General features: G+C 62.2%; 21 protein-coding genes. 5 read left to right on the top strand and 16 right to left on the bottom strand.

Going from position 1 to position 21,493, the window contains the following annotated elements:
- Nucleotides 1-155: 155 nt before the first annotated feature.
- From Q7S96_04235 to Q7S96_04210, 6 genes are all read right to left on the bottom strand, one after another.
- On the bottom strand, nucleotides 156-1,163 hold the full coding sequence (locus tag Q7S96_04235) for a rod shape-determining protein (protein MDO8463447.1): 1,008 nt from the start codon (nucleotides 1,161-1,163) through the stop codon (nucleotides 156-158).
- Nucleotides 1,164-1,187: 24 nt separating this feature from the next.
- The gene (locus tag Q7S96_04230; protein ID MDO8463446.1) at nucleotides 1,188-3,098 is read right to left on the bottom strand and encodes a DUF4012 domain-containing protein; all 1,911 of its coding nucleotides are present in this window, start codon (nucleotides 3,096-3,098) and stop codon (nucleotides 1,188-1,190) included.
- A 3-nt stretch (nucleotides 3,099-3,101) separates the two neighbouring features.
- On the bottom strand, nucleotides 3,102-4,559 hold the full coding sequence (locus tag Q7S96_04225) for a glycosyltransferase family 2 protein (GenBank protein MDO8463445.1): 1,458 nt from the start codon (nucleotides 4,557-4,559) through the stop codon (nucleotides 3,102-3,104).
- A gap of 148 nt (nucleotides 4,560-4,707) precedes the next feature.
- The gene (locus Q7S96_04220; protein MDO8463444.1) at nucleotides 4,708-5,400 is read right to left on the bottom strand and encodes a hypothetical protein; all 693 of its coding nucleotides are present in this window, start codon (nucleotides 5,398-5,400) and stop codon (nucleotides 4,708-4,710) included.
- 155 nt (nucleotides 5,401-5,555) lie between these two features.
- Complete coding sequence (locus Q7S96_04215) at nucleotides 5,556-5,945, bottom strand: hypothetical protein (GenBank protein MDO8463443.1); 390 nt, start codon at nucleotides 5,943-5,945, stop codon at nucleotides 5,556-5,558.
- Nucleotides 5,899-6,519 (bottom strand): winged helix-turn-helix domain-containing protein, encoded by a 621-nt coding sequence (locus Q7S96_04210; protein MDO8463442.1) that lies wholly within the window; start codon nucleotides 6,517-6,519, stop codon nucleotides 5,899-5,901. Before Q7S96_04210 ends, Q7S96_04215 begins: the two co-directional genes overlap by 47 nt.
- Nucleotides 6,520-6,684: 165 nt before the next feature.
- On the opposite strand from Q7S96_04210, the gene Q7S96_04205 reads away from it, so the two are divergent.
- Nucleotides 6,685-9,006: a hypothetical protein gene (locus Q7S96_04205; protein MDO8463441.1), complete on the top strand. Its 2,322-nt coding sequence runs from the start codon at nucleotides 6,685-6,687 to the stop codon at nucleotides 9,004-9,006.
- Nucleotides 9,007-9,196: 190 nt separating this feature from the next.
- Here the strand turns inward: Q7S96_04205 and rplL are convergent, their stop codons facing one another.
- Both rplL and rplJ read right to left on the bottom strand, forming a co-directional pair.
- Nucleotides 9,197-9,619, bottom strand: coding sequence for a 50S ribosomal protein L7/L12 (gene rplL / locus Q7S96_04200; protein MDO8463440.1), 423 nt, complete (start codon nucleotides 9,617-9,619; stop codon nucleotides 9,197-9,199).
- Between the two features lie 5 nt (nucleotides 9,620-9,624).
- Nucleotides 9,625-10,158, bottom strand: a complete 534-nt coding sequence (rplJ, locus tag Q7S96_04195) for a 50S ribosomal protein L10 (protein ID MDO8463439.1) — start codon at nucleotides 10,156-10,158, stop codon at nucleotides 9,625-9,627.
- Between the two features lie 246 nt (nucleotides 10,159-10,404).
- Between rplJ and Q7S96_04190 the strand changes: the two genes are divergently transcribed.
- Nucleotides 10,405-10,857 carry a hypothetical protein gene (locus Q7S96_04190; protein ID MDO8463438.1) on the top strand — a complete coding sequence of 151 codons (453 nt, stop codon included), beginning with the start codon at nucleotides 10,405-10,407 and terminating at the stop codon, nucleotides 10,855-10,857.
- A gap of 52 nt (nucleotides 10,858-10,909) precedes the next feature.
- Here Q7S96_04190 and Q7S96_04185 read toward each other — a convergent pair whose 3' ends face one another.
- The 4 genes from Q7S96_04185 to xseA all read right to left on the bottom strand — a co-directional run bounded on the left by Q7S96_04185 (nucleotide 10,910) and on the right by xseA (nucleotide 14,262).
- Complete coding sequence (locus tag Q7S96_04185; GenBank protein ID MDO8463437.1) at nucleotides 10,910-11,887, bottom strand: hypothetical protein; 978 nt, start codon at nucleotides 11,885-11,887, stop codon at nucleotides 10,910-10,912.
- A 79-nt stretch (nucleotides 11,888-11,966) separates the two neighbouring features.
- Nucleotides 11,967-12,785, bottom strand: a complete 819-nt coding sequence (locus Q7S96_04180) for a ribonuclease H-like domain-containing protein (GenBank protein MDO8463436.1) — start codon at nucleotides 12,783-12,785, stop codon at nucleotides 11,967-11,969.
- A gap of 2 nt (nucleotides 12,786-12,787) precedes the next feature.
- On the bottom strand, nucleotides 12,788-13,000 hold the full coding sequence (gene xseB / locus Q7S96_04175) for an exodeoxyribonuclease VII small subunit (protein MDO8463435.1): 213 nt from the start codon (nucleotides 12,998-13,000) through the stop codon (nucleotides 12,788-12,790).
- Nucleotides 13,001-13,041: 41 nt separating this feature from the next.
- Nucleotides 13,042-14,262, bottom strand: a complete 1,221-nt coding sequence (xseA, locus tag Q7S96_04170; protein MDO8463434.1) for an exodeoxyribonuclease VII large subunit — start codon at nucleotides 14,260-14,262, stop codon at nucleotides 13,042-13,044.
- Nucleotides 14,263-14,319: 57 nt separating this feature from the next.
- On the opposite strand from xseA, the gene Q7S96_04165 reads away from it, so the two are divergent.
- Together Q7S96_04165 and Q7S96_04160 are read left to right on the top strand one after the other, a co-directional pair.
- Nucleotides 14,320-14,658, top strand: coding sequence for a hypothetical protein (locus Q7S96_04165; protein ID MDO8463433.1), 339 nt, complete (start codon nucleotides 14,320-14,322; stop codon nucleotides 14,656-14,658).
- Nucleotides 14,659-14,761: 103 nt separating this feature from the next.
- Nucleotides 14,762-15,940: an NADP-dependent malic enzyme gene (locus tag Q7S96_04160; protein MDO8463432.1), complete on the top strand. Its 1,179-nt coding sequence runs from the start codon at nucleotides 14,762-14,764 to the stop codon at nucleotides 15,938-15,940.
- Here the strand turns inward: Q7S96_04160 and Q7S96_04155 are convergent.
- Nucleotides 15,925-16,845, bottom strand: coding sequence for a hypothetical protein (locus tag Q7S96_04155; protein MDO8463431.1), 921 nt, complete (start codon nucleotides 16,843-16,845; stop codon nucleotides 15,925-15,927). The genes Q7S96_04160 and Q7S96_04155 overlap by 16 nt on opposite strands.
- Complete coding sequence (locus tag Q7S96_04150; protein MDO8463430.1) at nucleotides 16,842-18,917, bottom strand: ATP-dependent helicase; 2,076 nt, start codon at nucleotides 18,915-18,917, stop codon at nucleotides 16,842-16,844. Before Q7S96_04150 ends, Q7S96_04155 begins: the two co-directional genes overlap by 4 nt.
- A 286-nt stretch (nucleotides 18,918-19,203) precedes the next feature.
- On the opposite strand from Q7S96_04150, the gene Q7S96_04145 reads away from it, so the two are divergent.
- Complete coding sequence (locus Q7S96_04145) at nucleotides 19,204-19,797, top strand: GNAT family N-acetyltransferase (GenBank protein MDO8463429.1); 594 nt, start codon at nucleotides 19,204-19,206, stop codon at nucleotides 19,795-19,797.
- 138 nt (nucleotides 19,798-19,935) lie between these two features.
- Here the strand turns inward: Q7S96_04145 and mltG are convergent, their stop codons facing one another.
- Together mltG and Q7S96_04135 are read right to left on the bottom strand one after the other, a co-directional pair.
- The gene (gene mltG, locus Q7S96_04140) at nucleotides 19,936-20,994 is read right to left on the bottom strand and encodes an endolytic transglycosylase MltG (protein ID MDO8463428.1); all 1,059 of its coding nucleotides are present in this window, start codon (nucleotides 20,992-20,994) and stop codon (nucleotides 19,936-19,938) included.
- Between the two features lie 37 nt (nucleotides 20,995-21,031).
- Nucleotides 21,032-21,490, bottom strand: a complete 459-nt coding sequence (locus tag Q7S96_04135) for a host attachment protein (protein ID MDO8463427.1) — start codon at nucleotides 21,488-21,490, stop codon at nucleotides 21,032-21,034.
- Between the last annotated feature and the right edge of the window lie 3 nt (nucleotides 21,491-21,493).

Raw genomic sequence — 21,493 nt, 5'->3', positions numbered from 1 at the left:
CCGGGAGCGACCAATCCGAATACAAACACACCCCAACATCGTTGGGGAGCTGCTCGTGCATGGCACGGAGGAGATGATGCGTGTACCACCCCACGCCGGTCTTCTTCGACTCCGCCGCGCGGGAGGCATCAATGGCGAGGCGCATAGATGCCGCCCTACTTTGTCCCCACCAAGCTTCGCTTGTACACATCGAGGTTCTCGAGGGCGATGCCGGTTCCCTTCGCGACGCAGAGGAGCGCGTCCTCGGCGACCTGGGCGGTGACACCAGTGGCGCGCGCGAGGAGTTCGTCGAGATTACGGAGGAGCGATGTCCCACCAGACATGACCATCCCGCGTTCGATGATGTCTGCGGAAAGTTCGGGCGGCGTATCGTGGAAAACATCCTTCACCGCGTCAATGATGCCCTGGAGGTCTGCCTGAATCGCATCGGTCCCATCATCCGAGGTGACCGTAATCGTTTTCGGGAGTCCCGTCACCATGTCGCGCCCGCGCACGTCCATCGTGAGTCGTTCCTCGAGGTACATGGCGGACCCGACACCGATTTTGATCTCCTCCGCAGTGCGCTCGCCGATGGCGAGGCCGTGCTTGCGGCGGATGTGTTCCTGAATGGACGTGTCCAACCGGTTCCCACCGATGCGGACGCTCCGCGAGGTCACGATACCCCCGAGTGAGAGCACCGCGATCTCCGCCGTCCCGCCGCCGATGTCAATGATCATGTGACCGGACGCGCTCCCGATGGGGATGTCCGCGCCGATCGCCGCGCAGATGGGCTCCTTGATGATGTACGCGGCCTTCGCGCCCGCCGCGAGCGTCGCGTCAATGACCGCGCGGCGCTCCGTGGACGTGATACCGCCAGGCACGGCGACCATGACCTCCGGCCGCCGAATGCGGAACCCGCCTGCCGCTTTGTTGATGAAGTAGCGCAGCATGGTTTCCGTGGTCTTGTAGTCCGCGATGACACCATCCTTCATCGGCCGCTGCGCGATGATCGTATCCGGTGTCCTCCCGAGCATCTCCTTCGCATCCCGCCCGACGGCGAGAATCTTCTTGTCGAGCACGGAGATCGCCACCACCGAGGGCTCGTTGATGACGATCCCCCGTCGCGGCATGTACACGAGGACATTCGTGGTGCCGAGGTCAATGCCGATCTTTGAGGAGAACATATCCTTCACCGTGTACTCGGTACGTTACGGCGCAACGCGCACCCTAAAGCGCTGATCCACTCGCAAGTCCGTCTCCACCGTATACCGTCCATCCCCCCAGGCAGCCGGCACCTCTGCGGGGGAGGCCGTCTCCACAGGAATACCGAATTCATGATCCACCGTCAAGGTCGTTGGCGACGGGAGCCCAAGTTGCTTCTGGACGTGCAGCGCGTACTCCCCTGCACGAATGCGCGCGACGATCTCCGGAGCCAGGCCGACGGTGAACGTGAGCGATGCGGTTTGACCGGGCTCGATGGACCAAAAGGTACCAAATGCCGCACGGTCGAGCTCCTCGAGCACGTCGGCGGACGTGGCGGCACCCGTCACGCGGTAGAGCCGTGTTCCTGGCGGGAAGTAGACCCGCGTGTACGTCTGGTAGCGCGTCGTCTTCCAGGTGAACGTACCGGTGTTCCGGTACGTCAGCGTGACGGTGCCCGTGTACCCACCTGCGGCGTCCGGCGTGATGGCGTACGTCGTGCGACGATCCATGACGCTGTCGGTCTTCAGCGCGCCGAGGTTTGCGTCCACCACCATGAGGAAGTCCTCGCCGTGCACGATCGGCGCAACGCGACCGGCGACGGCGATTTGCTCGAAGGCGTGCTGGAAGGTCTCGTTGGTACTGTACGCCATGAGCTGACGCTCTGCGACGGCCGCGCGCAGTGCGCCGAGCACACGCGTAAGCTCGCGCAGGGGAATATCGTAGAAACGGTCAATGACCGCAGTGGAGAGCGGCGCGATGATGTCCTTGCGGCGGGGCTGCGGGATGCCGCGCGTTGCGTAGGCCTTCTCGACCTGGTACTCCAGTTCATCGGCGATGTTCCCCGCATCAAAGCGAACACCCTCCACGGTGATCGGGCCGGTGATCATGAGCAGTGCTGCCGCGAGCGTCGGCGTGAACCCCACGACCACCTCGGGGTTGCCCGGACCGTGCTCCCGCTCGTAGAAGTCGAGCACGGTGCGTGATGACTCCGCGAAATCCGGCGACCAGTTCGCGTCACGAAGGTACCAGTACTGCACGATACCTTGCTCGCGGAACGGTGCCGGCGGCGCGATCTGGATCTCGCCGACAACCTCCCGATCGAGGTTGTAGACATCATCCGTCGTGAACCGCGTGAGCGATCCGCCTGCGACCTCCGCGAGGCCGTAGGTCCCCAGGAACCCCCCACCCGGACGGAGCTCTGTGTTGTTCAAGAAGAGGAGGAGGATGGACGTTGGCTCCGCACCCCCCAGCGAATCCACGAGTGCCGTCGCGGTCTGCGTCACCCCGCGGAGCTGCTCGCGCTGCGCGACAATGGTCGGCGACCCCAGCGCGCCATCGAGCGATGCGCACTGCGGCACGATTCGGCGTACCGCTCTCGGGCAACGCGCCTGTGCGAGGAGTGCATCACCGGCCGCAAACGCCGCGTTCGCGGTTCGGAGTCGGAGGGCTGCAGAACCAACCAACGCCGTGATCTGCGCCTGCTCGGCATCGCTGAGCGAACGGAATGATCGGCCCCCGAAGCGCGTCCCGAGACGGTCAACATCCGCGGCAATCGTCGCGAGGAGATGCCCGCCGCGCACCCAATGCTCTGCGCCACGCGTCGCGTTCATCGCTGCAACTCGCACGGAGCCCGCAATCGGAACGTAGCTCAAAAAAACCTGCGCCTCGATACGCTCCGACGCGCGAGCGAGCGTCGTACGCGCACGAGTGAGCTCCACAATTGCGGTGTGGGCACCAGCAATCCCCTGCACTTCCCAGAGATCGGATGCACGCACGAGTGCGTCTTGCGCGATGGACGCTTCACGCGCCGCAGTCGCGAGCGCGGGGATGCTCCGCAGAACGACGAGCGCACCGAGCGCGACGACCACGAGTATGAGAACGAGCACGGTCTTGAGGATGGTGGGGGAGGCACGCATACGCTACTGCGTTTTCTTCGCGACGTAGAACCCGAGATACTTCCCGATCATGAGGCGCGTCTGCGCTTCAATCGCCGGAAGCGCACCAAACAGCACGAGCGTAATCGGCAGGAGGAGCCACTGAAAAATATGGATCGCAAATGACGCCGGGTGCATCCCCCGAGGCCGTTGCGGGATGAGCGTGAGTGCGAACCCCGCAGAAGCAAGGATGCCGATCATCGCGATGCCCAGGAGCCACTCGAGCACATGCGGTGCGGTCTGGGCAAGGACGGATGATGCTCCCGAACCACTCCGAAGAATCGCGAGCGGCAAACGACTGAAAATGAAGAGGAGCATCGGTGCCGTCGCCATCGAGAACATACCCTCACCGAGATTCCAGAGGTATTTGAGCTTCTTCCACAACGGAATGGCGGTACCGGAGCCGAAAAAGAAGTGCCAGACCATGTACGGAAAATGTTCGACCCCCCACATCCAACGACGCTGCTGCTTGTAGAGGTTAACGACGCTCTCGAGGAACGAACCGGCCTTCGCGGTATACATGGACACCGGCACAAAAAGCGGTGTGACGGTATAGTCACCATCGTAGGCAATGAACCCCTGGAGAAAGATGCGCGAGTCCTCTGTGACGATATCCTTCTCCCAGAACCCTACTTCGATGAGCGCGCGGAGCGACATCGAGTGGGACGAGAACGTGAAGAGCCGATCCGGTCGCATGAGCTCGGTGAGGAGCCAGAACGTCGTGCCGAATGCCGCGACGCGCATGAAGGATGGCGACTCCCACATGTTGTTGTTGTAGAGTGCCACGGGCTGGTAGCTCGTCCGGTAGCGGTTCGGGTGGTGAAGGAACGTCCACGTGAGGCAGGAGAAGTACTGCGGGTGCACAACCGTGTCCACATCAAACGCGGATACGACGACATCGTCCACGGAAATGCCGCGCGCTGCGAGATGGCGAACGGCCTCCCCGCCTGCGTAGTGCAAGTTTGAACCCTTCCCCGCGATCTCGTCCGGCAACCCTTCCGGGTGAACGATGACGAGGATGTCAAAGGTCTCGCTAAACTCCTGTGTAATGAAACGTGCCCGCTCGAGGAACGCCGCCGCACCTGCGCGCGCTTCCCCCGTGAGCACAATGGTCATGCGACCGGGCGGCAGGTACGCGCGAGCGAAACCAAGGAAGGTCTGCCGCATGACCTCGACCGATTCGGTGGACGTGGGGAGGAAGACGAGGTGATGGATGGTTCGCCACCGCTCCGGAAAATCACACTCGAGCATGGCCGTCCAATCGCGCAGGACGTCACGCCGAAACCGTCCCCAGGAAGCAACGAGGTAGACGATGAAGTAGAGGACCCGCAGGAGCCAGTAGAAGCTGAAGCAGATCATGAACACGATGACCCACATCGGCCGCACGAACGACAAGATGACGCTCGAGAGGAGCGCAACCCAGAGCACGATGCCTGGAATCATCTCAAATACCCTGAACAGCGGCGTCCCGCGTGGGAGGCGAACGTGGTGTTTGTGCGAAGGGAGGGTCATAGCTCCATACTAGCAGCACAACGGCTTCCAGTGCGGAAGCCGTTGTGCTGTTGCAATCCGAGCGTTCTCGAACGCTGGACTATTTTCCGGAGAGGTCCTTGCGCAGGCGGTCGAGGAACTTCGCTGCATGCTCCTTGCCACCGAGGCCAAAGGCGAGGCCTGCAGCGATGGCGACCATCGCGACGAAGCCCTGCACAATGGTGTTGAGGAGTGTCGTTCCGATGTCGAGCTGGTCGAGCGCGACGAAGACGCTGAAGATAACGATCGCCCACTTCGCGATCCCCGAAACGAAGTGCGGGCTGAGCAATCCCGTTGACTGCACGGCATTGCCGACAACCTTGTAGACGAAGTCGGCCGCGACGAGACCGGCCGCGAGGATGACCACCGCCACGAACACCTGCGGGATGTAGAGCGCGACGCTCGAGAGGAACGTCGTCACTTGCCCCCATCCGAGGATGTCCGCCGCAGCGATGAGGAACGCGATGATGAGGAACCACTTGACGAGCCAGCCGATCAACCGCGAGAACGAGAAGTCAACATCGGCCTTCTCGAATACCTTGTGGATATTCAACCGATCAATGAGCTTATCAATCTGGATGAAATCAATGATGCGGCGGGCAACGTTCCCGAGCGCCGCAGCGATCACCCAGCCGACGACGAACACGATGAGCGCCCCAAGGAGACGCGGAAGGAACGCGGCAGAGCTCATCCAGAGACCTTGGAGTGATTGCAGGAGCACGTCACCCCAGGCGGATACGCTGGAATCTGGCATGTGAATTTTTGGTTATGTCAAAGATTGTCTCACGCGAAACAGGAAAATTACCCGACCTTTATGGATGATTCTCCTTTCCAGTATAGCACAGCGTTCCCCTTTTGGTGAGCGTCGTTATCCACACCGCACGCGAAGTTGCTCAATCATCGCATACCTCACCCGTCCGCACGGCGTTGCGTGATGGATGGTTCGCTTCCATACTCGGGGAGCGCGAGGCGGGTGCGCGTGCCGCGGACGGAAAGCGGAATGGAGAGCGCCTGTGCGAGTGCGTTCGCCGTCACCACGCCAAGGCGAACTGCACTGAAGCGACCAGGTCCGGGGACGACATCAACAGCGGCGATAGCACACCGGTCAACGCCCAACGCCGTACACGCGCGTTCCACGGCGCGCAGGAGCGCACCGTCACGCTCGTGAGTGCTGATGAGCGTAAACGACCGCGTGACGAAACGCCCGCTCCGCTCGTCGGTGAGACGCACGAACCCGCGCTCGCCTGTCGTATCAATGGACAGCGACGCGCTCGACGGGTGCTTGCTCCGTGAGCTCATCAATGACGCTGATCTTCTTTCCCCCGAGGATGTCATAGAGGAATCGGTCGCCGATACTCTTACGATAGTTGAACTCGCGGACGGTCATCACGGTGTAGTTCACCGTTCCACCGATCTCTCGCTCAAACTGCTTCATGAGCTGGACGAGGCGTTCTCGGTGGATCGTGCCAACGAGGAATACATCCACCGGCGCATCTTGCTCACCGATGAAGAGCCCGAGGAGCGCGAAGTAGCGCAGGGAACCCAGCCGCTGAATGCGCCGCTTGAACTCCGCTTCCAGGAGGAACTGCGATTTCAGGACGAGCGAGCGGAGCTCCTCGATGAGGAAGAATCCCTCGTCAATCGTGTAGTACTTCCGCTGTCGCTCGCGCAGCCCACCGACCGCGCTCTCCGGAGGTGTTGTCGCGGCGATGATACCAAGGTGTTCGAGGTTCTCGAGTTCGCGACGAACGGCGTGGATCTGCGCTCCAATCCTCCGCGCAATCTCGCGCACGTAGAACATCCCGCCAGGATTTCCCAGGAAGAGTTGGAGGAGCTTGACCCGCGTCTTGGAACCAAAGAGATGCTCGAGCATACAACGATAGCCACACTCATGAGTAGCAGACCTCGTACTCACACGATATACTGAGGATATGGACTGTGCAAACCATTTGTTCACACCCGTGACGTAGCGGAATGCTCCGAACACTTTTTGTATCCCGACACTCTCCACCTTCCTCGTGCGCCTCTCGTGCCCGCTATGCCGTCCGTTCTCACGCTCCACGCCGAAAGTACAACGCATGATGCCGTGAGCATCACGCACCGTATCCCGCTCCTCGGCCCGCGACGGGCGTCGTTCTTCGCGCTGCTCATTCCTGTTGCCGGAACAAACGAGGCAGCACGCGCGTACCTCGCACGCCTCACGACGACCATGGAGAACATTGCAAGGGCGGACGACCTCCTCACACCCGAACACGATACGAAGCGTGCGACGGAACCTGATGCGTGGCTCGCCGCGTTTGTTCAGCGCCTCCAGACCGTTCTCCGGAAGGAGGACGATAGCACACGACGCAAACGATCAATCCCACTCCACGCAGCGATTGGCCTCACATGCCAGGCACAGGGACGACGCACGGTCATCGTCACTACTGCGGGAGGGATGCGCGTGCGCATCGCGTCACGCAACGCGCGCGGCGTTGTCTCGAGTGCAGATGTCGTCACGCCAGAACCGCCATCGGTTCCGCTTGCCTTCTCCCACGCGATGTCTGGGACGCTCGGCCCCCACGACGCGCTCCTCATCGGCACCGATGACGCACAAGAGCAGCTCCCCGCCGCTGCGCTCAAGCGCGCATTCAGCAGGAATACGATGAGCGAGACCGTCGCGCGCGTGCACCAGGCGCTCCAGAAAAATCCCATCGAGGCATCGCTCCTCATGGTCTGCGGATCATCTGCGCAACCCGTTGAACGATCGCACGCGTCCATGGAGTCGTTCATCCATACCGCCGCACTCACCGAGGGATTCCTCACGCCAAAGCTCGGGCCGTCCATCCGTCGCTACGTGCGTGCTGCACGAAAAACCGGAACGATGCTCGTCGCCGCCCGTCCACGACGCACGACACGACGCGGGAGAACAACGACGCGCACCAATGCGCTCATGCCCGCGGTCATCCAATCCATCCGTTTCACGTTCCAGACCATCCGCGTGACGCTCACGGGTGTCGGTGCACTCATCGTGGATGCGCTCCGACTCATCGGTATTGGCACGCTCCGCATACTCCACGCGACGCACCGCGCGGGTGCACTCCTCCAGGCATGGCGGAAACGCGCGTCTGCTGAGCACGCCGAATCCCACGCACCCCTTGAGGCCAAACCATCCACTCCTCGAGCACCTCACTGGCGGAGTACTCCTGTGCATGCACTCCACTACGGCATCGCTGCCGTGATGGCAGCTCGCGCGCGCTTCATTGCGCTCCCGCGTCAGTCCCAACGCCTCCTCATCATGGCCATCGGCTTCGGGCTGCTCTTCACATCGTCCACGCTCGCACTCTGGAGGCAGAACGTCACCGAGCAGGATGTCACCTCGTACAACGTGCTCATTGCAAAAATCGAGGAGCTCCGCTCCGTTGCGGAGGCGCGTTTACTCTTTGGCGATCGCGATGAAGCGCGATCGTCCTTCGCGGACGCAGCAGCGCTCGTCACGGTCCTCCCGCGTGACTCGCGCGCCAGACGTGAACGTGCGGAGCGCCTGAGCGAGGAGGTGACATCGTCGCTCGATCGTGCCCGCCTCCTCACGCACCTCGAGCACCCGCTCTCCGTCACGAGCGGGGCGCAGCTCGGATTCACCCTCCTCCCGGACATGGTACTCGTGGACCGCAAGCTCGTACTCCTCTCCGCTGACCGCACGCAGCTCACGACCTTCAACCCGAGGACTGGCGATGCCGATGCCCAGCGCATCGTTCCTGTTCCGCAGCTTTCGGGAGTCGTGCGGATGCTCGCCATGGATGACCGCACCGTTCTCCTCATTGACGAATACGCGAAGGTTGTCTCCGTGGCCGTGGCGAACGGCGCGATGACGAGTTCCTCGATCGTCGCGCCGCCCGAACGTATCGTTGATGCGGCGTTCTTCCAGCAGCGCCTCTACCTCCTCCACGCGAACGGCGCGATCACACGCCACGTGCGAACGGCCGCCGGGTTCAATGCCGGCAGCGTCTGGCTCCGCGCGCCAGAGCAGTCCGCAGGACGTGCACACCTCCTCGTCAATGGCTCGGCGGTACTCTCGATGGAAAACGGAAGCGTTGCACGCTACCTCGCAGGCAACCGCAGTGACACAAACTATACGGAAACGATTGACCCTCCCCTCTCCGGTCCCGTCTTGCTCGCCGGCCGCTCAGAGAGCGACACGTTCTTCCTGGGAACGCCACAGGATGGCCGCATCATCGTCATGCGAGACGGCGGTCGCCTCGTCGGCCAGCTCCAATCTGACGCATTCCTCGGCATGAGCGCCATCACGCTCGCAGGTGATGGCGCGTCACTCTTTATCATGGCCGCCGATGCCGTGTACGTCGTCGTCCCGCCGACGTGACGCCTCTCGCATAAGAATACGGATCCGGCATATGCCGGATCCGTATTCTTATTGATTGCCTCCCGACGATGTCTCGTATGAGATCCCTCGGTCGCGCGGCCTCGTGCTGCATTGCCGGGATCCCTCGCTCGCGCACTCGCTCGGGATGATCGCGCCGGCAAGGAAGCCCTTGCCTTTTGTTCCGGCGCGATCACTTGAAACTCACCGTTGCGCCTGCCTCTTCGAGGGTCTTCTTCCACTGCTCGGCGACGGCCTTGGCGACACCCTCCTTGATGATCTTGGGAGCGGCATCCACCATGTCCTTCGCATCCTTGAGACCGACATCCATGAGCGAGCGAACGGCCTTGATGACATCAATCTTCTTGGCACCAGCGGACGTGAGCTCGACATTCACCTCGGACACCTCCTCCTCACCAGCACCAGCATCACCGCCCGCTGCCGGCGCGGCCATCATGGCCATGGGCGCTGCGGCGGAAACGCCAAACTTCTCCTCGAGCACCTTCACGAGCTCCGCGAGGTCGAGCACCGTCAGGGACTCGATCGAGCTCACGAGGTCCTTGAACTTCGCCGGAACTTCCACCTCCTTCTTCTCCTCAGTTGTGGTGTCAGACATAGACATTACGCTTTTGATTCTCGAATAGCATTGAGTACCTGCACGAACTGCCGATGGTTCCCCGAGAGGACACCGACGAGACCCCGCAGCGGTGCGGCGATGGACCCCACGGCCCTCGCGATGAGCTCCTCACGACTCGGCAGATCGCCGAGCTGACGTACCTCTGCCGCGCTGAGCGCGAGGATCGTCGCACGGTCGCGCATGAGGCCTCCGAGCACCTGGAAACGCTCGTTCGCCTTCACGAACGCCTTAGCGATCTTCGCGGGCGCGAGAGCATCTGCGAACCCGAAGAGCACGGACAACGCCCCATCGGTGGCCACTGCTTCCGGAGGGATCTCCTTGGCGGCAACCGCGCGATTGAAGAGCGTCTTCTTCACGACGAGGTACTCGCAGTTCTCCTTCCGCGCCGCGGCGCGCAGCTCCTCGAGCTGGTGCACCGTGCAACCAGAAAAATTTGCGAACACCACACCGTGCATGGCATCGAGGCGTCGCTCGACCCCCGCAATCATCTCCTGCTTCTGCACTCGTGTCTTTGGCATAGAAAAAACACTTGCTCGCCAGCAAGTGTGCACCCTCGACCTCCCCCGCAGTCGCGGGGTAGTTGTGCCTCTGCAGCGTGATTAAGGGCATTGGTGGGCGCCCCGCTGCTTTCTCTGGCGATAGTTCCATGGTACTGGTTTACCGCACGTTGTCAAATCATCTCCATTGAGCCGTTCTTATGACAAAACACTTGACAACAAGCTCATTTTCTGCTATACTTTCTCCAGAACCTTCAAGGAGGCAACGTGTCCTATATCATTGGTGCAAGTGGTCAGAGCATCTGGTGTCCGCCGAGTCGCGGCGACATCTTCTTTCTCCGATTCATGGTCGGTGCCCTCGCGATTACCTGCCTCATCGGCATGTACGGCATCGCGGCGCAGGCGCACTTCAGGACGGCGGCAGATGTCCGCCTCGACTACCGCATCGCGTTCGACGGTGAGGAGCTCGGCATTCACGACATCGCCCTCGACAGCGACGTCATGGGTGTGACGAGCATCACCTGCGAGACGATCTCGTGCCTCATCACACTCGGTAGCACCGACGACGACCGTGTCGTGACCATCGGTGTCGTCGTGGACTACCGCACCACCGAGCGAGAGGCGACGTGGTCCTACCTCGGTATCCGCGAGCAACAGAACCTCGCGGGACCAGCAGTCGGTGGCGAGTACGTCGCAATCCACGCGCTTGCCCTCCAGTAGGAAAACACCCCCCAGCATGCTGGGGGGTGTTCCATGTTCCATCCCGTCGCCGCTATGCCGCGCGATGGCGCGTGAGGGCATCGTGGATGTGATTCGCACGCTTGGGGCCGATGCCGGAGATATGCGTAAGCTCGTCGCCGGAACGTCGGAGCTGTCCCACGCGATGCACCTCTGCGCTTCGCAGTGCTTGCTCCGTTCCATGGTCCAAACCGAGCACGCTGATGTCGTCCCCGTCACCCTCACGGTACTGCGGATCAATGAGATCGAGGAGTTCCTCGATGGATTGTTCCTCGCCCGGACGACGGATCTCCACGGACGGCGCATGCACGCTTCGCGTGCGGAGCGCCTCGAGGCGTTCCACTGTCACCACCTCACCCGCGGTGTCACGAATCAACCCGTCGGAGACCTGTTTTGCGAACGACCCGTAGGCAACCGTGAGGTACTGCGTAGCGGCCGCAATCCCGACGAGTGCCACGAGCTGGTCCGGCGTCATGCTGTAGCGCGGGTTATCCTTGAGGAACGCGAGGATGCTGCGATCGGGCGCATGGTATGCGAGGTACCGCTTGAGCGGATCGTCGCTGTGCATCCACCCGCTCGGCCGTGCTTGCACGAACGTACGCAGCTCGTCCGTGGTCTCCTTGCCGCGCTTTTCGAGGAGACGCACGGTGGCACGGAGACCTTCGAGCTCCTCGAGCCGCGCGCTCGCCATGCGATCGGTGAGCTCGCGGTCAGCACCGCCTTCGAGCGCGAGCCGTCGGCCTTCGCGGAATGCTCGGTACGCGGCCTGGAGGTTCTCTTGTGCCTCCTCAAACTGCAACGTGAGCATTGCCGTCTCGAGACGCTGCTCGAGGATGGCGAGCGCGCGTTCGGCCTCATCAAACTTCTCCTGTGCTTCTGCCCGCACGACTTGGCTCTTCGCCTTGAGTCGCTTCCGCTGCTTTGCGCGCTCCTCGCGCACCGCACTGCACTCACCCTCGATCATCTTCACATGCAGGATCATCCGTTGAACGGCATGCTCTGCTTCCGGCATCGCTCTCCTCCATAGCACAAAGAAACGTCCTCCCGTAGGACGCTCTGAATGTACCAGACAAGTACGACCACGTCAAGGACTAAAACAGTGCGTACTGACCAACGCGATGCTCGTCCGCCATCGCTTCCGTGAGCACCACGATATCGGTGATGCGATCAATGTGGAATCGCCGCACATCGTTACGAAGGTAGCAGTACGCATCCACCACGCCATCGCGAATGCTCCGGATATCAATCTTCCGCCGATTGCGGTGGCCAGCACCGGTGGTGTCCACCGTGGAGACGTACTCGATCTCCACGCGTAGGCCGTCGCGGTGCGCCCGCTCGAGCTGCGCACGGATGCCCGTTTCACCTTTCGCACCTTCCCCCCACGTCACCGGTACCGCGCGCTTCGTACCGTCCCTACCCATGAAGAACACCTCGCCGTGCTCGCACCCGTACTCCCAGAGCTGCTTCGTCAACCGCACGTCATCGAGGCAGTAGCTCTTCACCTTCTCGATCTCACCCTGCCGAAACCATCGGATCGCCTGGAGGCCGTCGCCGGACTTCTTGAGGCCAAACGTCGCTTCCGCGCACGCATCGAGTCCGATGCGATGCCCGAGTGCGCGCTCGAGGTGCCGCATGAGATCGAGCGACGGGACTTTCGAGGTATCGAACGGCAGGTAGGGCTGGATGACGGGGAGGTCGAAGTGCTCACCGTTGAAGGTGATGACGCAATCCGCCTGCTTGAGGAGCTGGCCGAATCGGAGCACCTCATGCTCCTCGACGCACGCGTACGTGTCCGTTGCGGAATCCCAGTACCCGATGACCGCAACGCCAAGGAGGTGGCGATTGTGCGCACCTCCCACCTCGGCGAACTCCTTCTTCGTCTCGACATCGAATACGAGCGTCCTCGGCATAACTACGTGGCGTCATCGGAGCTCGGCTGGATCCGCTGGATCTTCACCGCGGCCTCCTCAAGTCGCTTGCGGAGCTCCTTCGCGAGCACCATCCCGCGCTCGAACTTCTCGAGGCCTTCCTCGAGATCAATGGCTTCGCCCTCGAACCACGCAGTGATTGCTTCGAGCTCCTGGAACTGCTTGGCGAATGATGATTGCTTCTTTGCTGCGGTCATACGCGCGCGCTGTTGTTATCCTCTCTCTCCATTCTTCATGCTCACTCCGTCCGTGTCACTGTGGACACCGCGCTGCCGACGGCAAACCGCGTACGGAGCTCGTCACCGGCACGGAGCTGCATCGCATGACGCACGACGCGACCGCCCACCGTCGTCACGGAGTACCCGCGTTCGAGAACGCGCTCGGGGTTGAGCCCTTCGAGGAGCCGCGTGCAGGCGATGACCTGCGCCGTGAGTGTCGCGCACCGCTCCGCGAGCCGTGACCCCATACGCTGCTCCGCATCCTCCCTGCGGCGCGCGAACGACCGGAGTGCATCGTCCATTGCATGGACGATCGTGCGCGCATTCACTTCCACACGCATGGAGCGTGCGTGGGCGAACGCAGTACCCCGATAGGAGAATCGCTCGATGATCGCGCGGTGGTCTGCGATGGTCCCGAGCATCACACCCGCGATCCCCTGCTCCATCATGCGGAGCTCCTGCGCGATGGCATGACGATCCGGCACCACGCGCTCTGCGGCGTTCGATGGCGTGCTCGCGCGCACATCGGCGACGAGATCCGCAATCGTTGTATCGCGCTCATGCCCCACGCCGACCACCACGGGGATAGGACACGCGAAGATTGCGCGCGCGATCTCCTCAGAGTTGAACGCCTGCAAGTCCTCAAGCGATCCCCCACCGCGCGTGAGAACAATCACATCCACTCCTCCCGCGCTGGCGCATGTCCGAAACGCAGTACACACATCGTCTACCGCTCCTTCGCCCTGCACTCGTACATCCACCGTGGAGACCTCCACACCACCCCAGCGATCGCCAAGGATACGGAGGAAGTCCGAGTACGCTGCCGAGTCCGCGCTCGCGATGAGTCCGATGCGTTCCGGAAAACGCGGGAGCGGACGCTTGCGACTCACGTCGAACAACCCCTCGCGCTCGAGCTTCTCTACGAGGAGCTGGAACGCCCGTTTGAGCGATCCCTCGCCAGACGGCTCGAGTGCCTCCACGGTGATGGAAAATTTCCCGCTCTTCTCGTACACGCGCGGAACGCCGGCGATACGCACGACCATGCCATCCTCGATGACGTGCCGGAGCTTCCAAGCCGGCATGAAGCACGGTACGACGCTCGCGTCATCCTTGAGCGAGAAGAACGCCCACTTCCCCTGGCTCATGCTGTAGCCGGATACCTCGCCCTCCACGAGCGCCGGCACCGATGCGAGCACCTCGTTTATGCCGGCGAGGAACTCGGAGACCGTCAGGATGCGCATAGGTATGCATCGTACCACGCTCATCGTATTGACAGCACCGGAGGGCAATGCTAGCGTTTGGATGGAAGAAAGCAGGAGGAGGACACGATGAGCGACGACATACTGTGGGCTGGAACGCGCGGCGAGTGGGTAGACAGACGAATGAAGACCATGCGCTGGGGTGGCGGCGATCTCCGCATTGCACCGCCAGCTAAGCTCGAGCAAATCCGCGTACGCTGGTTCTCCAAGTACGACGCAGCATACCAGTTCCTCACGGCGATACAGCGATCGAGCACGATGTACGGGCCGACCACCATGGACAAGCTCCATACACTCCTCTCCGACGCGTTCATCTTTGCATCGGATGAAGAGTTCGACGAGCACCTCCGGGATGCGCTCGACGGAATCCCTGCGTGAGATGATCGCTCCACACCCGCGAAGGCCCCACTGCAAGACCCCTCCGCACGCACGCGGAGGGGTCTTCTCTCGGGTGCTGCCAGACGTGGTACACTGGTACGCTATGGCGACACTCGACAAAAATGCTATCCTCGCCGCGCACGAGGGCGGAAAAATCACGATGGCATCTACGCGGGCCATTCGGAGCCGCGAGGATCTCTCCGTGGTCTATACGCCAGGGGTTGCCGAGGTCTCACGAGCTATTGCAGCGGATCCAACGCTCGCACGCCGCTACACGATCAGCGGCCGGTGCGTCGCGGTGATCTCGGACGGATCGGCGGTACTCGGCCTGGGCAACGTGGGGCCAAGGGCCGCGATGCCGGTCATGGAGGGCAAGTGCGCGATCTTCAAGGAGTTCGCCGGACTCGATGCGTTTCCCATCGTGCTCGATGTCCATGACGCAGATGGCATCATTGCCGCGGTGCGCGCGATCGCGCCGACGTTCGCGGCGGTGAACCTCGAGGACATCGCTGCGCCAACGTGCTTCGCGGTAGAGGAACGGTTGCAGGACCTCGGTATTCCGGTCATGCACGACGACCAGCACGGGACCGCAGTCGTCGTGCTCGCGGCACTCCTGAATGCCGGTCGCGTCGTGGAGAAGGAACTCGCGCGCATGCGCGTGGTCGTCGTTGGTGCCGGTGCGGCCGGTACGGCCATCGCCCACATGCTCGCCCCCCGCGTCGCGGATGTCGTTCTCGCGGACTCTCACGGCCTCGTCTGCGCGGCACGCGACGACCTCAACGCCCCGAAGCGCGCGCTCCTCGCGGTGACGAACAAACGGAGCGTATGTGGCACGCTCGCCGACGCGCTCCACGGCGCGGATGTCTTCATTGGTGTCTCAAAAGCTGGCCTCCTCTCGCCCGCCCTCGTGGCATCCATGGCACCGCGCTCTATCGTCATCGCCATGGCCAACCCTGTCCCGGAGATCATGCCGGACGAGGCGCGCGCGGCCGGCGCGATGGTTGTCGCAACCGGACGGAGTGATTTCCCCAACCAAGTGAACAACGCACTCGCCTACCCGGGCATCTTCCTGGGTGCCATCAATGCCGGTGCCACCCGCATCACCGACGCGATGAAGCTCGCAGCCGCTCAAACGATTGCGGGATTCGTTGAGGTGCCGGCTCCGGACATCATTATCCCTTCGATCTTCTCTCCCGACCTCGCGCGAACGATTGCGGATGCGGTGGCGCGTGCGTGGGACGAGGAACACGCCGCCGCCCCAACCCATCAGGCGAGCGTGTAGTACCCATCGCGCTCCACAACGACACCATCCCGCTCGAGTGCGCGGAGGAGCGGCGTGAGCGCGCGTGGCGGATTGCCGAAATGCTTGAGCGCAACACGGAGCTGCGGTACCGTCCTCCGCTCATTTTTTTGTGCAAGCACCGAAACGATGCGACCGCGCCAGAAGCGGGTGGAATTCTGAAATGTTTTTTGCGTTGGTTTGGGACGATTGGTTTTGGGGACATCCCGAGCCGTGAAGACGAGTGCGCCGTAGTCCATGAGCGCGTAGTTCCACATTCTCCCCTTCCGGCTCGGGATGACGCGTTCCGCGAGCCGCTCAACCTCCTGGAGCGGCATCTGCATGATCGCGGGTCGGCGGACGATCGCGTACGCGAGCACGCGCCGCACGTTCGTATCCACACACGGTGCCGGCAGGTTCCACGCAAACGCGAGCAGCGCATTCGCGGTGTAGGAGCCGACACCCGGAAGGTGCTGCAGCATGCGACCCAACTCACGCGTTACGTCATTTCGACCGGAGCTCGTCCGCGAGCGAAGCGGAGAAATCTCACGCCATTGATCTGAGCACAACATCCGAAGTTCCGCATCACCCACGATCTCCTGCGCCGCGCGATGGAGGTTCACGGCGCGACGATTGTAGCCGAGACCGGCCCACGCGCGCACGACGCTCGATCGCCTAGCGCGTGCGAGGTGCTCCATCGTTGGCCACCGCTCCATCCATCGCTCGAAGTATGGGGCCACGCGATCAACCTGCGTCTGCTGGAGCATGACCTCGGACACGAGTACGCGGTACGGCGTGATACCGTGCCGCCACGGTAACGCATGGCGCCCGTGCTTCGCGTACCACCGCATGAGCGCGCGCTGACGCTCCGCAATCGTGCGCTGTGCGCCCACCGGACGAGAGGTCATAGCTCGCTCACGTCACGCAGGAACCCCTGGCGCTTCTTCGCGGCGTTCTGCTCGCGCGTGAACTCGCCCATGTCGTCGAGCACGATGACGGGCTCGCCATCGCCTCCATCATCATTCCACCGCATGCGTGGCGTCACGCGGGAAACACCGATGGGTTCCAGCATCTCTGGCGGAATCTCGGCAATGAACGGGGAAGGTGCGGCGAGGTAGGACGGATCGTAGCCACCAGAGAGCGAGTACGAAAGCGTGAGCACATTTTTTGCTCGCGTCGTTGCGACGTAGAACAAACGACGTTCTTCTTCCAATCCGTTATCCTCTACCATCGCTCGCCGATTGGGGAATGCGGCAGCGGTGAGTCCCATGACGAAAACCGCCTCCCACTCCAGTCCCTTGGACTGGTGGATGGTGGAGAGCACCATGCGCTCGTGCTCGGACTCGTTTGCGCCAACGCGCTCCGCGCCGAACATCTCCGTGAGCGAGGTCTCCGCGAGGAACTCTTCCGGCTTCTCGTACTTCTCTGCGAACAACGCGAGTTGTTCGAGGTCATCGAGGCGCTCCTGCCAATTGGGGTGCTCGGCCTCGAGGTAATCGCGGTAGTTTCCGTTCGCAACGGCGCGAATCATCGCGGCGGGCTCCGTGCAACCGACCATCTTCTCGATCATACCGCGGAAGTCCTGCCAGCCGTTCTGGAGTCGCAACGAGAGCGCGAGGTCGTGATTACCCCACACCACGTGCTCCTCGCCACCATCGGACTGCTGGCGCACGATCGCTTGGACGCGCTCGATGATCGTGAGGGCACCGACGTCCCCAATCCCCTGCTGCATGCGGAGGACGCGGAGCCAAGCGGCCTCGTCCTGCGGATTCGTTGCCACCTTGAGGAACGCGAGGGTGTCCTTCACGTGCGCGCGCTCGAAGAATCGCACCCCACCGCGGTAGTCGTAGGGGATGTCACGCTTCACGAGTTCCATTTCGAGGTACTGGGAGAGGTGCGTCGCGCGGAAGAGCACCGCGATGTCGCGCAGTTCCATACCGTCGGCGCGGAGCGCGAGCACCCGCTGCGCGATGGCGCGCGCCTCGTCCTCGGCGGTGTTGCACTGCACGAGCGTCGGCCGCGCACCACCCCGAACCACGGGCCGGAGCGTCTTCTCAAACTGCTTCGCGTTGTGCGCGATGACCGCGTTCGCCACGTTGAGGATCTGTGGCGTCGAGCGATAGTTCGTCTCGATACGAAACGTCTTTGCGTTGGGGAACTGCTCCGGAAACTTCAGGATATTGCCGATGTCTGCCGCGCGAAACGAGTAGATGGACTGGGCATCATCCCCTACCACGAGCACGTTCCCGTGCGCGCTCGCCAGCCGCGCGACGATCGCCGCCTGGATGCGGTTCGTGTCCTGGTACTCATCCACGAGCACGTACCGAAACTGCTGTGCGAGCTGTTCGTGCGCATGGGGGTCATCGAGCACGCGGAGGAGATTGCAGAGCAGGTCATCAAAATCCATCGCGTTCGCCGCACGCTTGCGATCCGCGTACGTCACCGCAATCCGCTCCACGGTTTCCGCGTAGCGCGCGAACTTCGGGTAGCGATCCGTGACGACCTCCTCAACGGAACGCTGCGCGTTGCGCGAGAGCGAGATGATCGCCTTGAGGACGCGCGCCTGCGGGAAGCGATCCTTGGTCTGCGGGACACCAACATCCTTCGCGCAGAATTTGAGGAGATCGCACGAGTCCTCCTCGTCTAGGATCGTGAATGACGATGTATACCCAAGAAGCGACGCGTAGCGACGCAGTATCCGGTTTGCCACGGAGTGGAACGTACCGCCCCACAGCCCCTGCGGGTACCGTCCGAGCAACGATTCCACGCGCCCGAGCATCTCGCTCGACGCCCTGTTCGTGAACGTGAGCAGGAGGACCTGCTGCGGGAGCACCCCATGTTCCAGGAGGTACGCCACGCGGTACACAATCGTCCGCGTCTTCCCCGATCCCGCCCCCGCGAGCACCAAACATGGCCCGTCACCGTTCTGGACGACTGCGAGCTGCTCGGGGTTGAGTTGCTTGTCGAATGGGATGGGCATAGTCCTAGCGTACCAACCCGAGACACTTGACACCACCATCATTCCATGCGATGATGTGCTCACTATGGAATACCAGTGCAACAACCCCATGCACGAGGTACCGAAGGCCACGGTGGCCATCGGTTGCACGTCGTGTTCCTGTCTCTCCCGAGCAGTTGGTTAATGCATGGTGTAGCAACACCCATGATCGAACCGCTCCGGCGAGAGAGGAACGCCGGAGCGTTTTCATTGTGGAAACGGCCTCACGACAGTGCACCTTCTGGCAGGACAGGAAAGGATGTGAACGATGGCTGAACAACACGTGCAGTTCTTGATGAGCAAACGTCTGTACCTTCGACCGGTGGAGATAGAGGACCTCGACCGGTACTACCGATGGATGAACGACCGCGCGGTGACGCGGACACTTCTCCGTCACACGCCACTCCCGCGTGGTGCGGAGGAGGCATGGATCCGTGCTTGCACGATGGAACGCCCGAGCACGGACTTCGTCTTCGCAGTCGTGCTCGCGGAGACACGCGAGCACATCGGTACCGTTGGCCTCCACGAGATCAACTGGATCGATCGCACGGGAACGACCGGATGGTTCATTGGCGAGAAGGAGCACTGGGGCAAGGGGTACGCCACGGAGGCCGTCCTGCTCATGCTCCACTACGCCTTCACCGGCCTTAACCTACGCAAGATTACCTCGCAGACCATCGCGTCGAACATCGCGTCGAACCGCGTGCACGAGAAGTGTGGCTACCGCGAATGCGGACGCAGCCACGCGCAGGTCTTCCGCGATGGACAGTACGTGGATGAACTGCTCTTTGAGCTCTTCGCGGAAGAGTTCGCAGCGGTGTGGGAGAGGCACGCGCCTCGCGCACTCCAAACTCCCGCATAACACGCAGACCCAGCCCTCTCGGGCTGGGTCTTTCCTTGCATGGCGTTGAGACCTCATCATCGCGCACACTACAGGAGATGGTGGCGGTGAGATTTCTCCCTACGCTTCGCTCCGCTCGAAATGACACGTGCGGAGTACTCAGCGCAGGTACTTCCGGATATTCGCGTTGTGCTCGTCGAGCGTGCGCGCGTAATGCATGGTGCCGTCCGGGGCGGTGAGGAAGAACCAGTACGGGGACGGCTCGGGACGGATGGCGGCGAGGATAGAGGCCATGCCGGGATTGCTGATCGGCCCGCGCGGGAGTCCGGCGTATCGGTACGTGTTGAAGGAAGAATCCACCGCGTGATCCGCGAAGAGCGTCCGCGCGTCGGACTTCCCCGTGACGTAGTTCACCGTGGAGTCGGCTTGGAGCAACCATCCCTGGTCGCGTCGCTTCCAGAGGATATCGGCGACGATCGGCCGTGCAGCATCGTCCGCAACTTCTTCCTCGATGATGGACGCCATCGTGACAACCTGGTGGAGTGTGCGACCGCTCGCGGCGATCTCCTCGCGCAGCACCAGAGTCATCTGCGTGTCGAAGTGCCGCAGCATTTTCGTCACGATGTCCTCGACCGTCGCATCCTCGAACACGCGGTAGGTGTCCGGGAACAGGTACCCCTCGAATCCGACGAACTCCGGACGCTCGGTGAGGAACGGGAACTCCACATCGAAGTTGTGGGTAGGTCTCGGGATGGCCGGCTCTGCGTTGCGGTAGTCCATCGCGGGGAAACCCACGAGCTCGTGGAGCTCCTCCGCCTGCGCGATACCTTCGATCTCCAGGTAGTGACCGATATCGCGAAGATTCCACCCCTCGATGATCGTCAGCGTGCGCTCCGCGCGTGGTTGCGTTGTGGTGACGAGATGCACGAGCGACCAAACGGAGAGGTGGGGACTAATCTCGTAGCGACCACCCTGGATCTGACCGCCACGCAGCGCGAGCGCGACACGAAAGGCGGTTGCATAGCGCAGCACGCCCTGCTCGCGTAGCATCGCGACCACCACATCAACGTCGCTGTCGAGCGTCACCGATGCCGCTCCTGCGCTCGCAGGTCCCTGGGGGATGATGAAGAGTGTCCCGAACACCACGAGCACGATAACGACGAGTGCACACAAAATAAAAATGCCGCGACGCAGTGGCGATCGTTTACGCTTGTGCATGTATCCGAGAATACCCTCCGGTGGACGCAGTGGACGGTCAAGATGCATAATCATCTGGCATCACCATCCGGATGAGCTCGTGGGGGTGGGCCTCGCAGTAGTTCCCGTGGATCTCCTTGGAGATCTTTGGACGCAATGCCGCAGGGAGCGTATCGCGCACCTCGTTGTGGATGTGTTCGGGCACCAAGAGGTACGCGAGGTCGTAGGGACGGTCCGCGAGTGCCTGCGCGACGTGCTGGACGAGCTCCTTCGTGAACGTCTTGCGTCGTTCTGGCTGATCGATCTCCATTGCTCCGCCAGACGCTCCCTCGCCTCCTCGCCCGTGCTGCTCAAACCGCCCCTCACGATCCGTAAAGCTGGGCTTTGCGATACGGAATGCGTCAAGTTCGACGATGGTGCCGTCACGCGCGTCGTAGAGTTTTGCCTCCTGCGTCCCACACACAATGAAGAGCGCGGGAGCACCGTGAAACTGCTGGAGGTCATTGGGGATACGCATAGG

It is taken from the genome of bacterium (genome assembly GCA_030647005.1).
Lineage (GTDB): Bacteria > Patescibacteriota > Patescibacteriia > JACPHY01 > JACPHY01 > JAUSKG01.
Note: the sequence above shows the minus strand (reverse complement) of the source record. Positions and strands in the feature narration are given on the sequence as shown.